The following is a 12,767-nucleotide window of genomic DNA, read 5'->3' as shown; positions in this document are numbered from 1 at the left end:
GCGCAGGTTCGCGGCGATGGTCATGGTCGCCGCTGCGCCCCGTTCCCGGCGAGGTATCCGCATGCCTGCAGGCCCGATGTTCGTGCGTGGATGGGCGGCGCTGACCGCCCTGGTCGCTGCCACCTCGCTGCTGCTGCAGTACCTGTTGCTGCTGGGCGGGCCCGGCGGCGAGGCGGGCGTGGTCGCGGCGACCCTGCGCTTCTTCGGTTACTTCACCATCCTCAGCAATCTGGGCGTGTGCCTGGGGTGTGCATGGCTGGCACGCGGCCGCCCGCTGGGCGCGACCGTGGCCGCGGCCATGGCGCTGTGCATCGGCGTGACCTGTCTGGTCTATGTGCTGGCCTTGCAGGCGCTTTGGCGACCCACTGGCCTGCAGTGGTGGGTGGATATGGGGCTGCACTACGCCGTGCCACTGTTGTACCTGGGCGGCTGGCTGCTGCTGCTGCCGCACGGCGGCCTGCGCTGGCGTGCATTGGCGGTGGTGCTGTGGCTGCCGCTGGCCTATCTCGGTTGGGCGATGACCCTGGCCTGGCTGCTGGGACAGGCGCCGTACCCGTTCCTTGAGGTGCAACGGATCGGCGCGGTGGCTTTCGCGATCAACGTGCTGCGCGTCGCCGCGGTGTTCGTGCTGGGCTGGACGATGCTGTGGGCGCTGGATCGCTGGCGCCGTCGATGAGCCGCTGCAACGCCATCGCCGCCGCCGGATTGCGTGCCTTGCCCGCGCCGATGCACAGCAGATAGACCTCGCGGGGACTGGCCGGGGGCGGTTCGGCCAGGCAGGGCAGGTCGTCCACGGGCGCGCCTTGTGACCAGCGTCGTGCGCGTTCGGCCCAGCGTTGCTGCACGGGCACAGGCAGGCCCTCCATCAAGCGGGCCTGGCTGCGCTTGATCCGCGCGTAGACGAAGCCGGCACTGACATCGCCGTGCAACGGCGCCTCGTCGCTGTCCTCGATCACCAGGGCCACCTCATGACGGCGGGCAGCGGCAACCAGCGCCGGACCGTGCACCGCTGCATTGCGCACTTCCAGCGCGTGCTGCAGCGGCACGCCATCCAGCTGCTTCGGCAGCTGGGCCATCAGCGCGTCCAGTGCATCGGCATCGGCCGGATGGCGCGGATCGAACTGCCACAGCAACGGACCGAGCCGGTCGCCGAGCGCGAGCGCAGCCTGCAGGAATGGGGCGGCGGCCTCCACCGTGCTGGACAGGTCGCGGCGCTGCACCAGGTAACGCGGCGCCTTCATCGAGAATCGGAAGCCCTGCGGCGTCTGCGCCGCCCATTGCGCGCATTGGGTCGGTGTAGGTGTGCGGTAGAAGGTGCCGTTGATCTCGATGCAGCGCAACGCACGGCTGGCGTGCGCAAGTTCTTCGCGCTGCGCAAGCCCCGCCGGATAGAACGTGCCGCCGCGCCATTCGGGGAACACCCAGCCACCGATGCCACAGCGGATGGCCGCCTGCCGGGAAGCGACCGTCACTGGCCGTGGTCCGCGCGCCACGGGTCGTAGCTGCCGAACCACCACAGGTAGCCTTCCGGGTCGGCGCAGGCGTAGCCGCGGCCGCCATAGTCCTGGTCGGCGATGTCGATCACGATGCGTGCCCCGGCGGCCTTGGCGCGGGCGTAATGCGCATCGGCATCGGTGACGATCACGCACGCGCTCTGGGTCTGGCGGCCACCGACCTCATCAGGCATGGCGGTGTGCTCCGTCCACGCACTCTCGTTGCTGGCCGAACCGAGCATGATCATGCCGTGGCCGAAGGTCAGCTGCGCATGGAACACGGTCTCGCCATCGGCGTAGACGGCCTGGGCGTGGAAGCCGAAGGCGCGCTGCAGCCAGTCGATGGCAGCCAGCGCGTCGCGGTAGCGCAGGCACGGAATGATGGTGGAGCCGTTGCCCGGCTGGCTGTTCTCGCCCATGACACCCCTCCTATGGCACAGGGCAGGGTGCGCCGGCGACCGTTACCATTGCGCGAAACCCCGGTGACGGCCTGCACATGGCCGCGACCCCTGTTCGGAGATGGTGCTGGATGAAAACCTGGATTGGAGGCGCCGTGCTGCTGGCCTGCACGACCATGGCGAGCGCGTCGACCCCGACGCCGCTGCAGGACCTGGATGCGACGGTCGAGCGCGTGCGCGCGCAGTTCGACGTGCCCGGCATTGCCGTGGCCGTGGTCAAGGATGGCCAGGTGGTGCTGGAACGCGGCTGGGGCGTGCGCGAGCAGGGCAGGCCGGAGCCGGTGCAGGCCGATACGCTGTTTGCCATTGCATCCAACACCAAGGCGTTCACTGCCACTTCGCTGAACCTGCTGGCCGAAGACGGCAAGCTGAAGATGGACGACAAGGTGATCGACCACCTGCCGTCGTTCCGCATGTCAGACCCGTTCGTGACCGGGCAGATGACGATCCGCGACCTGCTCTCGCACCGCAGTGGCCTGAGCCTGGGCGCCGGTGACCTGCTGTTCTGGCCGACCACGTCCTACAGCAACGCCGAAGTGGTGCAGCGGCTGGGCCAGGTCCCGCTGAAGGGGGGCTTCCGCGAGAGCTATGCCTACGACAACATCCTGTACGCGGTCGCCCAGCAGGTGATCGAGCACGTCTCGGGCATGAGCTACCAGCAGTTCCTGCAGACCCGCATCTTCGACAAGGTCGGCATGACCGGCACGCGCTACAACGCCGATCACCTGAAGCCGGGCGACACGGCGGCGGTCGGCCACGCCAAGTACGATTTCAAGGACCTGCGCACCGTTGCGCCGCTGACCTGGTCGAACAATGCCGGCGCCGGTGGCATCTATTCCAGCGCGCATGACATGGCACGCTGGATGCAGGTGCAGCTGGCCGAGGGCAAGCTGGCCGATGGCACGCCGCTGTTCACCGAGAAGAGCCAGCAGCAGATGTGGCGGATGATCACGCCGCAGTCGATCCCGGCGCCGAGCGTACCGGAGCTGGCACCGGCGCGGGCCAACTTCGCCGGCTATGGCGAAGGCTGGAGCCTGAGCGATTACCGCGGCCAGAAGCTGGTCTGGCACACCGGTGGCTGGCCGGGCATGGTCTCGCGGCTGACCCTGGTGCCGGGCGAGAAGCTGGGCGTGGTGGTGCTGACCAACCAGGAAGTGGGCGCGGCGTTCAACGCGATCACCCTGAGCGTGCTCGATGCCTACCTGGGGGGAGAGAAGCACGACTGGGTCGATGCCTACGCCAAGGCCGTGGCCAAGGGTCAGGACAAGGCGGATGAAGCCTGGGCCAAGCACCAGGCTGCACGGGACAAGCGCAGCACGCCGTCGCTGGCGCTGGCCGGTTACACCGGGACGTTCCGCGACCGCTGGTATGGCGACATGCAGATCAGTGCCGAGGGCAAGGGCCTGCGCCTGCGTTTCATGAAGACCGCACAACTGAGCGGCCGCCTGGAGCACTGGCAGCACGACACCTTCATCGTGCGCTGGGAGGATCGCTCGCTCAACGCCGACGCGTTCGTGAACTTCACCCTGGACCCGGACGGCAAGGTACGCGACGTGCGCATGCAGCCGATCTCCGACCTGACTGATTTCAGCTTCGATTTCCAGGACCTGCTGTTCACCCCGGTCAAGGAATAAGGGTAGTGCCGGCCGCTGGCCGGCAACCTCGCGACGTTTCCGCAGATCATGAGGTTGCCGGCCAGCGGCCGGCACTACCGGAGCGGTGGCGATCATCGGCTGGCGTACACATCCGGCGTGGGATACTCCGCCGCTTGCAAGAGGCGAGGGAATGCAATGTTCCGTTGGTTTGAATCCCTGATTCCGGTATTCCCGCCCGTGGATGGGCGGATGCCACCACGCAAGGTGCTGCCGTTCTACCTGCACTACCTGCGCCCGGTGTGGCCGGTGCTGCTGGCCACGCTCATCGCCGGCCTGCTGCTGGCGCTGGTGGAAGTGGCCATGTTCGATTACCTGGGCCGCATCGTCGACATGGTCGCCGAGCAGCCGGGTGCCGATTTCTTCACGCGCCACGCCAACGAACTGGGCTGGATGCTGTTCATCACGGTCATCGCGCGACCGATCCTGGTCGGCCTGCACAACCTGCTGGTCAACCAGGCCATCGTGCCGGGCCTGAGCAACCGTTCGCGCTGGCTGATGCACAACTACGTGGTGCGGCAGAGCCTGAGCTTCTTCCAGAACGACTTCGCCGGCAGCGTCGCCAACCGGGTGATGCAGACCGGCACCTCGCTGCGCGAGTCGGCGGTGCAGATGGTCGATTCGCTCTGGTACATCGTGGTCTACACCGGCACCGCGCTGTACCTGTTCGCGCAGGCCGACTGGCGGCTGATGGTGCCGTTGATCCTGTGGCTGCTGGCCTATGCGGTGATCCTGGCCTACTTCGTGCCGCGCGCGAAGGAACGGGCCTGGATCGCCTCCGAGGCGCGTTCCAAGGCGATGGGCCGCATCGTCGATGGCTACACCAACATTCCCACGCTGAAGCTGTTCGCCCATGGCGGGCGCGAGCAGGCCTATGTGGCCGAGTCGATCCAGGAACTGGCGGTCAAGCACCGCGCACAGACCCGCATCACCACCGGCATGGACCTGACCATCGCCATCGTCAACGGCTTCCTGATTGCCGGTACCTGCGGGCTGGCGCTGTGGCTGTGGAACGGCGGCCACATCACGGTCGGCGCGATCACCCTGGCCACCGGCCTGGTGATCCGCATCCACAACATGTCCGGCTGGATCATGTGGACCATCAACGGCATCTTTGAGGACATCGGCACGGTGCAGGATGGCATCACCACCATCGCCCAGCCGCTGACCGTGCAGGACCGCGAGGATGCGGTGCCGCTGCAGGTGACCCGTGGCGGCGTGCATTTCCAGGACATCCACTTCCACTATGGCAAGAAGGGCGGCGTGATCGCCGGCCTGGACCTGGTGGTGAAGCCGGGCGAGAAGATCGGCCTGGTCGGCCCGTCCGGCGCCGGCAAATCGACCCTGGTGAACGTGCTGCTGCGCCTGTACGACCTGGAAAGCGGCCGCATCCTGATCGACGACCAGGACATCGCCCATGTCACCCAGGAAAGCCTTCGCCAGCAGATCGGCGTGGTCACCCAGGACACCTCGCTGCTGCATCGTTCGATCCGCGACAACCTGCTGTACGGACGCCCGGATGCGGCCGAGGAACAGCTGCGTGCTGCCGTGGCCAAGGCACGTGCCGAGGCCTTCATCGATACGCTGGTGGACGGGCAGGGTCGTCGTGGCTATGACGCCCACGTCGGCGAGCGTGGCGTGAAGCTGTCCGGTGGCCAGCGCCAGCGCATCGCCATTGCCCGCGTGCTGCTGAAGGACGCACCGATCCTGGTGCTGGACGAGGCGACCTCGGCGCTGGATTCGGAAGTGGAAGCGGCGATCCAGGACAGCCTGGACGAGCTGATGGGCGGCAAGACGGTGATCGCGATCGCGCACCGGCTGTCGACCATCGCGCGCATGGACCGGCTGGTGGTGATGGACCAGGGCCGCATCGTCGAGACCGGTACCCATGCCGAACTGATTGCGGCCGGCGGCCTGTATGCGCGGTTGTGGGCGCGGCAGACCGGTGGTTTCGTGGCGGCCGATCAATGATTGCTCTGCTGCTGGCACTCAGCCTGGCAACTCCGGCCGCGACTGCGGCGACAGCGCCGGTGGAAGGCGACCAGCTCGAGCAGGTCGTCCTGCTCAGCCGCCACAACCTGCGCGCGCCGGTGGTGGACTCCGGCGCTCTTGCCAACGCGACACCGGAAACCTGGCCGCGCTGGGATGTGGCTGCGGGTGAGCTGACCACCAAGGGCGGCGTGCTGGAGGTCTACATGGGCCGCTACATGGGCCAGTGGCTGCGGCAGGCACAGCTGTTGCCGGTGTCGGATTGCCCGCGGCCCGCCGACTTCCACGCCCATGCCAACAGCCTGCAGCGCACCCAGGCCACCGCGCAGTTCTTTGTGGCCGGTGCCTTCCCGGGCTGCCATGTTGTGATTGAACAGCGCATGCCGCTGGGCACCATGGACCCGCTGTTCAACCCGGTGATCCACCGCGATGACGCGGCCTTCCGCGAACGCGCGCAGTCGGCGATGCAGCAGGCGTTGGTACGTTCGCAGCTGGCACCGGCCCTGTCCGTGGTGGAGGCGATCACCCGCTATCCGCAGTCGGCGGCGTGCGAGGGCCATGGTGACTGCCGTCTGACCCTGGCCGGCACCCGCTTCAGCGCAGACGCGGGCAAAGAGCCGCGCGTCTTTGGATCCCTGGCCCTGGCCAGCGGGCTGGTCGATGCCCTGCTGATGGAGCACTACCAGGGAAGTGGCATTCCGCGCGAAGGCTGGGGCCGGTTGAACACAGAGGCGCAATGGCAGGCGCTGGCGCAGATCCGCAACGGCTACCAGGACATCCTGTTCGGACCACCCGAGGTGGCGCGGGATGTGGCCGGGCCGCTGCTGGAACGCGTGGATGCGTTGTTGGAGGATCCGGCCTCGCCGAAGGTGAACCTGCTGGTCGGCCACGATTCCAACATCGGTTCCGTATTGGCGGCGCTGGGCATCACCGACTACACGCTGCCAGGCCAGTACGAGAAGACACCGATCGGTGGCCTGCTGCAGTTCGAGCGCTGGCGTGACCGCCACAGCGGGGTGGAGCGTATCCGCCTGGCCTACGTCTACCCGACCAGCGCGCAGCTGCGTGATGCGCAGCCGCTGACCGAGGCGCAGCCGCCGGGCCGCGTCGCGCTGCGTGTGCCGGGGTGCGCGGCACAGGGCTGCACCGTCGCCGAATTCCAACATCTGCTGCATCCGGCAGCCCGCTGAGCCACGCCGCTAACGCAGCGGCGCACGCACGATGCCGTGCGTGGCCATCAGGGTAAGATCGCCTCCCAGCCGCGGCGAGTGAAATGGCCCGCGTGCGTGTGCCGCGTCGAACAGGCCACCATCGGGTGAGCGCAACCGGTAGAACTCGACCCAGCCGCTGGCCTGCAGCGGCAGCTGTGCAACGCCGGTCTGTTCGTTGAACCACGCAGGGTCCTTGCTGCCTTCAATGACGCGGCGGGCAAGGCGGTCGATGGCGTGATCCCGGCTGGCGTACCAGTCCTGGCCGCGCAGCCGCGCCAGTTCGGCCATCACCACCAGTGGCGCCAGCGCGTAATCGTGGTAGTGCAGGGCGCGTTGCCCGCGCGCCATTTCCAGCGGCAGGCTGCCATCGTCCTGGATGTCATCGATGCCCTTCTGGAAGGCGGCGTGGCCGCCCCGCCACAGGGCCTCGTCATCGGTGGCCAGACCGGTGGCCAGCACGCCCAGCCCGCCCCAGTAGTAGTGGTTGTTGCGGCGCCGTTTCGGATTGTCCCAGTACGCCAGGTTGGCACGCGCCAGCTGTTGCAGCCACGGATCGATGCGCGCGCGCTGCTGCGGGTCGGCCTGGTCATGCACCTTCAGGTAGGCCATGGCCACCGCATCGAGCATCCACTGCCGCATGTAGAACGACTGATCGTTGTTGACCCGGATCATCTGCCCGAGCATCGCGCCGTCCTTCGCCCATGCGCCCAGCCAGGCGAGCGTGCACTGCGCGGCGGCAGGGCTACCGTCGCGCAGATAGTCGTCGCTCATGCGCGCCACGTCCGCGGCATAACGGTCCAGCGGCGCGGTGGCATCGTGATTCTGCTGGTGCAGTGCCGGGTCGATCACCGAACCGGCCTTGTCGGTGTAGTAGCCCAGGGCGCGGATGTCGGGGTGTCCGATCGGTGGGGAAGGGCAGGCGGCGAAGGCAGTGCCGGCCGCCAAGGCAGCGGAAAGGAGGCCGAGGCGTAGCGCAAGTATGCGCATTGGAACCTGCAGGGAAAGGGAAGGCCGTGCGAACGATGCGCCCGGAGTCGTTTGCCAGTTGTGAGGCCGCGCAAGCCCGCTCTGCATGTGTTCAGGACCGGAGCGGCGCCTGAAGCTCAAGAGTCGGCTAGTCTGTCGTCATCAACTCAGCGGGAGGAAGTGGCGATGAAAATCACGGATTTTCTCGTGATGGACGGTGAGGGTGACGAGATCCCTGCTGATCCGCATGGCAACCATGTGGCTTTCAACTGTTTCGAGTGCGGATACCCGGTAGTGGCTGGCTCATTGGAAAACGAGCGGGGCAGCGATGAGGATTGCCCTGCAGCCTGTCGTGGCTGTGGTGTTGAGTACTTCGTAGATCTGCGGCTGGGCTCAAAGAAAATGTACATCCATCTGCTCTGACCCGGCAGCAGCCCAAGCAGGGGCGAACAGAAAAAGCGGCCCGGGTTTCCCCGGGCCGCTCCGCTTCATCTCACACCGTCCCGATCACTCGATCGGCTGGTCCAGCATCAGCTGGCGGGCGAAGCGCACCGGCGGTGCGCCGTAGGACAGCACCTGGTCGTGGTACGCCTTCAGGTTGAACTTGTCGCCCAGCTTTTCCTGCACCGCCTTGCGCGTATCGAAGTGTTCCTGCGCACCGACGAAGTAGGTCGGCAGCTGCGCCGAGGTCAGCTGTGCACGCACCCACTTGCCGGCCGCTTCGCTTTCCTGCTGGAACGCGTCGTGGGTCATCAGGTGCATCGCCTTTTCGCGATCCCAGTTGTCCACGTGCACGCCCTGGTCGAGGATCGCGTTGGAGATCGTGCGCAGGTAGAACTTCAGCTGCACCAGGTGGAACAGCGGGTCGTTGTTGAGGTAACCCTGCTCCTGCATCATGCGCTCGGTGTAGACCGCCCAGCCTTCGGCGAACAGGCCCGAACGCAGCACCGCACGCAGGGTGGAGGGGAACTTGGCCGAGTGCCAGCCCTCCAGGTAGTGGCCCGGGGTGCCTTCGTGGATGCTCAGCAGGTGGATCATCCGCGAGTTGTACTCACGCAGGAACGAGTCGACCTGCTTGTCGTTCCAGTCGTCCGGAATCGGCGACACGGCGTAGAAGGTCTTCAGGTTCTTGTCCAGCGGGCCCGGCGAATCGCAGTAGGCCACGGCCACGCCACGCTGGAATTCCGGCATCAGGATGATGTCCACCGGCGCGTCGGGCAGGGTCACCAGGTCGTGTTCGCGCACGAACGCGGTGGACTGCTCCAGCGCGGCCTTGGCATCGTCGACCACCTTGTCGCGTGCCGGCTTGTCGGCGTAGGCCAGTTCCAGCGCGGCTTCGATCGCCTTCTGCTGCTGTTCGTCGGTCGGCTGGGCCGGCATCTCCGGCGCACCCGGCTTGTCTTTCAGCACGGTCTGCGCGATGCCATACATGTCTTCGCGCACGCGCTTGAGTTCGGCGCGCGCACGCTCACCGATCTCCTGTCGCGACAGCGACGAACTCAGCGCGAACTTCAGCTTCTGGTCGTACTTTTCCGCACCGATGCGGAAATCGCCCTTGGCGTTCGGCACCAGGGTCCTGTCCAGCCAGGTCTGCTGCTCGTCCACCGCCTTCTTCAGGCCGTCGATGGCGGCCTGCAGGCGCTGCTGGTCGGCCTGCGGCAGTTCACCGATGTGCGGGGTGATGAAGGTATCGACGATGCTGAGGATGCCCTTGTTCTGCTTGGCCACCGTCTCGGCGTGGATCTTCGGCACGCGGGCCGGGTCCAGGTTCTCGCGGGCCTGGGCGAAGATCGCCGGCAGCTTTTCCATGCGTGCGGTGGCCGACTTCAGGCGCTCCGGCAGTGGCGCGAACTCGCGTGCCATCAGGCCATAGATCGCGCTGCCGGCAATGCCGTTGTACAGCTGCGGGTCCCACTTGCCGGACTGCAGCACTTCGGCGTTCCAGATTTCCGACTGCAGCTGGTTGCGCAGGATCGCCGCGTCCACCTGGTTCTCGCGGCCCAGCTTGGCCACCTCGATCTTGTCCAGCTCGCCCAGCAGCGCCTTGTAGGCGGCCACGGTCTTCTGCTGGCCGGCGGCGCTCAGGTCATCCAGCTCGCTGTCGTAGCGGTGGTCGCCGATCTGGGTGGCGCTGACCGGCGACAGCTGCATCCAGGTGTCCAGGGCGCGCTTGGACAGATCGGCGAAGGCGGCATCGACGGCGGCGTCACCGGCCTGCTGGCTGGCGGCCGGGGTGGAACCGGTGGTCGGGGCGTCGGCCGGCTGGCAACCGGCCAGGGCGGCGACCAGGGCGAGGGCAAGGAGATGCGGGCGCATCGGCGTTCCTGTACAGGGTCAAACCGCGAGCATAGGCCGCTGAGGCTGCTTTGTCCCCGTGCCATAGGATTACCATGGGCGCCGACAAGGATTCTCCAGCGGAGCGCAGGACATGGAATACCAGGGAAGCTGCCATTGCGGCAGGATCGCATTCACCGTGCAGGCCGAAGCGCCGATCAGCGATGTCATCGACTGCAACTGCTCGATGTGCCGGCGCCGCGGCGGCCTGCTGTGGTTCGCCCCGCGCGAGGCGTTCCAGCTGACCACCGCCCCGGCCGACGTGGCCACCTACCACTTCAACAAGGCGCACATCGACCACCACCATTGCCGCGAATGCGGCATCGCGCCCTACAGCGAAGCGGTGGATCCGCGTACCGGCGCGCCGATGGTGGCGGTGAACGTGCGCTGCGTGCCGCAGGTGGACCTGGCCACGCTGGCGGTGATGTCCTACGACGGAGCTGCGCTTTGAGGCCGCTGCGTGCGTGGACGCGGGCCGCGGCGATGCCGGTGCTGCTGCTGGCGCTGGCTGCCTGCGCCCAGAGTGGCCAGCGGGCGGCGGAAGCAGGCGCCAGTGCGGCCGACGCCGCCATTGCTTCGCCGGAAGGCGCGTTCCTTGCCTACGAGCATGACGTGCAGGTACAGCTGGACGCGGCGCAGATCGCGCCCCGCATCCGGCAGATCGCACAGGCCTGCCAGAGCGCGACGTTCGGCGACTGCGCGGTGCTGCAGGTCGACCAGCGCAGTGGCGAGCAGCCCAGTGGTGAGGTCAAGGTGCGTATCGCGCCCAAGGGGACTGAGCCGTTGATCGCCATGGCCGGCGAGGGCGGCACGCTGCAGTCGCGCAGTACGCGCGCCGAGGACCTCGCGCAGCAGGTGGCCGACACCGCACTGACCAGGGCGCGGCTGGAGAAGGAGCATGCGCGGCTGCTGTCCTACCAGGATCGCAAGGATCTGAAGGTCGAGGACCTGATGGCGATCACCACGCGCCTGTCGGAGATCGAGGCCGGCGTCGAGCAGGCCAACAAGGATGCCGCACAGCAGCGCCGCCGCATCGATACCCAGCTGGTGACGATCCATTTCGACACCACCTCCGGCCAGCGCAGCCGCAGCGAGATCGGTGACGCACTGCGTGAATCGGGCAGCATCCTCAACACCAGCGTTGCGTTCCTGATCCGTGCCGCCGCCGCGTTGCTGCCGGTGGGCGTGCTGGCATTGATCGCCGCCTGGGGCGTGCGCGCGTGGCTGCGCCGTCGTCGTCGCCGCAAGCTGCCGCCCACTTCCTGATCCGTCCGTGGTGTACCGGCCCTTGGCCGGCACTGCCCGGGTCAGCCTTCGTCGGTTTCGTATTCGACGAACACGTCCAGCTCGAGTGCCAGTTCCTGCACCGCATCGCGCACCTTCTGCGCGGTGCTTTCATTGCCGACTTCCACTTCCAGTTCATGGATGCCCGGGCCGATGTCATCGGACAGCCCGGCCGAGCTGGAGTCGTCGTCGTCCATGTGCGGCATCAGGTCGTCGGTTTCCTCGACGTGTTCGATGCCTTCCAGGCCGAGCAGCAGGTCGCTGATGGCGCGGGCGTCGTCTTCGGTTCCGGTGATGCGCAGTCGCAGCATGGCCATGGCATGGGTACGTTGTGGGGTTCGACAGCAGCCTAGCCAGCGCGAAGCAAAGAACGGGTGAGGGCGCAGTCAGGCGTGCGTGGGTGGGCGTCCCAGCAGGCTGTCTGGCAAGGCGGGAATCGGCGTGCGTTCGTCCTGCGCCTGCTCCAGCAACCAGTCGATGAACAGGCGCGCGGCCTGGCTTGGCGGTTGCCCTTCCGCGTGCACCACGTGATACGCGTAGCGCGCCTTCAGCGCCGGTCCGGGCAGGCGCACCACCTCGTAGCGCTGCAGGTAGGGCTGGGCGATGTGGGTGCGCGCCAGCACCGCGCCCATGCCGTACACCGCGGCGCGCATCGCATCGGTACTGTCGGCGAAGGTATGCATCGGCGGCAGCGGCGAGGGCGGGCGCACGCCGGCATGGCGGAACCAGTCGCGCCAACCCTGCGGCGACAGATCGGTCAGCAGCGGCAGGCCGGCGATGCGTGCCGGATCGGCCAGGGATTCCACGCCGGCCAGCGCCGGCGACGCCACCGGGAACAGGTAGTCGTCCATCAGGTGCTGCGCGCGCAGGCCGGGCCACTGGCCCAGCCCATAACGGATGCCGACTTCCGGGCCGTTGTCGTCGTAGCGATCCAGCCCGCTGCCGGTATGCAGCTCGATGCGGATGTGCGGGTGGGCCTGGGTGAAGCGCGGCAGCCGGGGCAGCAGCCAGCAGTACGACAACGAGCGCAGCGTGGTGATCCGCAGCGGCACGCTGTCCGCAGCGGGATGCAGGTGGTGGGCGACGGCGGCAACATCGGTGAAGGCGGCGCTGGCGGCATCGGCCAGCTGGCGGCCCTCGGCGGTCAGCCGGACCCCGCGCGCATGGCGCAGGAACAGGCGGGTCTCCAGCACCTCTTCCAGGCGGCGCACATGATGGCTGACCGCGCTGGCGGTCAGGTGTAGTTCCTGCGCGGCCTGGGCGAAGTTCTGGTGGCGCGCGGCGACCGCGAATACGGCCAGCGCCGGGAGCAGGGAGGGGCGTAGCTGCATGTCCAGCCTCAAACCATATTTGTGGCTGGCAGCGATACTACGCGCTTGT

The 12,767-nt window shown here is 67.4% G+C and carries 13 protein-coding genes; 7 read left to right on the top strand and 6 right to left on the bottom strand.

From position 1 onward, the window contains the following. The first annotated feature begins 61 nt into the window (after positions 1 to 61). Positions 62 to 676: a Pr6Pr family membrane protein gene (locus N5C18_RS01305; RefSeq protein ID WP_164242605.1), complete on the top strand. Its 615-nt coding sequence runs from the start codon at positions 62 to 64 to the stop codon at positions 674 to 676. Here the strand turns inward: N5C18_RS01305 and N5C18_RS01300 are convergent. Both N5C18_RS01300 and N5C18_RS01295 read right to left on the bottom strand, forming a co-directional pair. Then, positions 597 to 1,472: a DUF72 domain-containing protein gene (locus N5C18_RS01300; RefSeq protein ID WP_279943622.1), complete on the bottom strand. Its 876-nt coding sequence runs from the start codon at positions 1,470 to 1,472 to the stop codon at positions 597 to 599. The two genes, N5C18_RS01305 and N5C18_RS01300, sit on opposite strands and share 80 nt — an antisense overlap. Next, the gene (locus tag N5C18_RS01295; protein ID WP_164242607.1) at positions 1,469 to 1,912 is read right to left on the bottom strand and encodes a VOC family protein; all 444 of its coding nucleotides are present in this window, start codon (positions 1,910 to 1,912) and stop codon (positions 1,469 to 1,471) included. Before N5C18_RS01295 ends, N5C18_RS01300 begins: the two co-directional genes overlap by 4 nt. Before the next feature lie 110 nt (positions 1,913 to 2,022). On the opposite strand from N5C18_RS01295, the gene N5C18_RS01290 reads away from it, so the two are divergent. The 3 genes from N5C18_RS01290 to agp all read left to right on the top strand — a co-directional run bounded on the left by N5C18_RS01290 (position 2,023) and on the right by agp (position 6,782). Continuing rightward, positions 2,023 to 3,585, top strand: coding sequence for a serine hydrolase (locus N5C18_RS01290; RefSeq protein WP_279943621.1), 1,563 nt, complete (start codon positions 2,023 to 2,025; stop codon positions 3,583 to 3,585). Positions 3,586 to 3,741: 156 nt separating this feature from the next. After that, the gene (smrA, locus tag N5C18_RS01285; protein ID WP_279943620.1) at positions 3,742 to 5,574 is read left to right on the top strand and encodes a multidrug efflux ABC transporter SmrA; all 1,833 of its coding nucleotides are present in this window, start codon (positions 3,742 to 3,744) and stop codon (positions 5,572 to 5,574) included. Beyond that, positions 5,571 to 6,782 carry a bifunctional glucose-1-phosphatase/inositol phosphatase gene (gene agp / locus N5C18_RS01280; protein WP_164241120.1) on the top strand — a complete coding sequence of 404 codons (1,212 nt, stop codon included), beginning with the start codon at positions 5,571 to 5,573 and terminating at the stop codon, positions 6,780 to 6,782. Before smrA ends, agp begins: the two co-directional genes overlap by 4 nt. A gap of 9 nt (positions 6,783 to 6,791) precedes the next feature. On the opposite strand, the gene N5C18_RS01275 is transcribed toward agp, so the two are convergent. Further along, positions 6,792 to 7,790, bottom strand: a complete 999-nt coding sequence (locus N5C18_RS01275) for a polysaccharide lyase (RefSeq protein WP_164241121.1) — start codon at positions 7,788 to 7,790, stop codon at positions 6,792 to 6,794. Positions 7,791 to 7,955: 165 nt separating this feature from the next. On the opposite strand from N5C18_RS01275, the gene N5C18_RS01270 reads away from it, so the two are divergent. Beyond that, the gene (locus N5C18_RS01270; protein WP_049456456.1) at positions 7,956 to 8,192 is read left to right on the top strand and encodes a hypothetical protein; all 237 of its coding nucleotides are present in this window, start codon (positions 7,956 to 7,958) and stop codon (positions 8,190 to 8,192) included. An 84-nt stretch (positions 8,193 to 8,276) separates the two neighbouring features. Here the strand turns inward: N5C18_RS01270 and N5C18_RS01265 are convergent, their stop codons facing one another. Further along, positions 8,277 to 10,085 carry a DUF885 domain-containing protein gene (locus N5C18_RS01265; RefSeq protein ID WP_279943619.1) on the bottom strand — a complete coding sequence of 603 codons (1,809 nt, stop codon included), beginning with the start codon at positions 10,083 to 10,085 and terminating at the stop codon, positions 8,277 to 8,279. Between the two features lie 112 nt (positions 10,086 to 10,197). Between N5C18_RS01265 and N5C18_RS01260 the strand changes: the two genes are divergently transcribed. Together N5C18_RS01260 and N5C18_RS01255 are read left to right on the top strand one after the other, a co-directional pair. Further along, positions 10,198 to 10,554 carry a GFA family protein gene (locus N5C18_RS01260; RefSeq protein ID WP_164241123.1) on the top strand — a complete coding sequence of 119 codons (357 nt, stop codon included), beginning with the start codon at positions 10,198 to 10,200 and terminating at the stop codon, positions 10,552 to 10,554. Positions 10,555 to 10,586: 32 nt separating this feature from the next. Next, complete coding sequence (locus N5C18_RS01255; RefSeq protein ID WP_279944492.1) at positions 10,587 to 11,369, top strand: DUF4349 domain-containing protein; 783 nt, start codon at positions 10,587 to 10,589, stop codon at positions 11,367 to 11,369. Between the two features lie 41 nt (positions 11,370 to 11,410). Here the strand turns inward: N5C18_RS01255 and N5C18_RS01250 are convergent, their stop codons facing one another. Then, positions 11,411 to 11,704, bottom strand: coding sequence for a hypothetical protein (locus N5C18_RS01250; RefSeq protein ID WP_005408721.1), 294 nt, complete (start codon positions 11,702 to 11,704; stop codon positions 11,411 to 11,413). A 69-nt stretch (positions 11,705 to 11,773) separates the two neighbouring features. Further along, a complete protein-coding gene (locus tag N5C18_RS01245; protein ID WP_049456458.1) occupies positions 11,774 to 12,718 on the bottom strand; it encodes a LysR substrate-binding domain-containing protein in 945 nt (314 codons plus the stop codon). Between the last annotated feature and the right edge of the window lie 49 nt (positions 12,719 to 12,767).

Source organism: Stenotrophomonas sp. GD03930 (assembly GCF_029839665.1).
In the GTDB taxonomy this organism is placed as follows: Bacteria; Pseudomonadota; Gammaproteobacteria; order Xanthomonadales; family Xanthomonadaceae; genus Stenotrophomonas; species Stenotrophomonas forensis.
The sequence above is the reverse complement of the archived record's forward strand: the minus strand, read 5'-3'. Positions and strand labels throughout refer to the sequence as shown.

What these genes read in the sequence shown, in the direction of transcription:
- N5C18_RS01305 (WP_164242605.1), top strand. Translation starts at nt 62, where the DNA reads ATGCCTGCAGGCCCGATGTTCGTGCGTGGATGGGCGGCGCTGACCGCC.
- N5C18_RS01295 (WP_164242607.1), bottom strand. Translation starts at nt 1,912, where the DNA reads ATGGGCGAGAACAGCCAGCCGGGCAACGGCTCCACCATCATTCCGTGC.
- N5C18_RS01290 (WP_279943621.1), top strand. Translation starts at nt 2,023, where the DNA reads ATGAAAACCTGGATTGGAGGCGCCGTGCTGCTGGCCTGCACGACCATG.
- smrA (WP_279943620.1), top strand. Translation starts at nt 3,742, where the DNA reads ATGTTCCGTTGGTTTGAATCCCTGATTCCGGTATTCCCGCCCGTGGAT.
- agp (WP_164241120.1), top strand. Translation starts at nt 5,571, where the DNA reads ATGATTGCTCTGCTGCTGGCACTCAGCCTGGCAACTCCGGCCGCGACT.
- N5C18_RS01275 (WP_164241121.1), bottom strand. Translation starts at nt 7,790, where the DNA reads ATGCGCATACTTGCGCTACGCCTCGGCCTCCTTTCCGCTGCCTTGGCG.
- N5C18_RS01270 (WP_049456456.1), top strand. Translation starts at nt 7,956, where the DNA reads ATGAAAATCACGGATTTTCTCGTGATGGACGGTGAGGGTGACGAGATC.
- N5C18_RS01265 (WP_279943619.1), bottom strand. Translation starts at nt 10,085, where the DNA reads ATGCGCCCGCATCTCCTTGCCCTCGCCCTGGTCGCCGCCCTGGCCGGT.
- N5C18_RS01260 (WP_164241123.1), top strand. Translation starts at nt 10,198, where the DNA reads ATGGAATACCAGGGAAGCTGCCATTGCGGCAGGATCGCATTCACCGTG.
- N5C18_RS01255 (WP_279944492.1), top strand. Translation starts at nt 10,587, where the DNA reads ATGCCGGTGCTGCTGCTGGCGCTGGCTGCCTGCGCCCAGAGTGGCCAG.
- N5C18_RS01250 (WP_005408721.1), bottom strand. Translation starts at nt 11,704, where the DNA reads ATGGCCATGCTGCGACTGCGCATCACCGGAACCGAAGACGACGCCCGC.
- N5C18_RS01245 (WP_049456458.1), bottom strand. Translation starts at nt 12,718, where the DNA reads ATGCAGCTACGCCCCTCCCTGCTCCCGGCGCTGGCCGTATTCGCGGTC.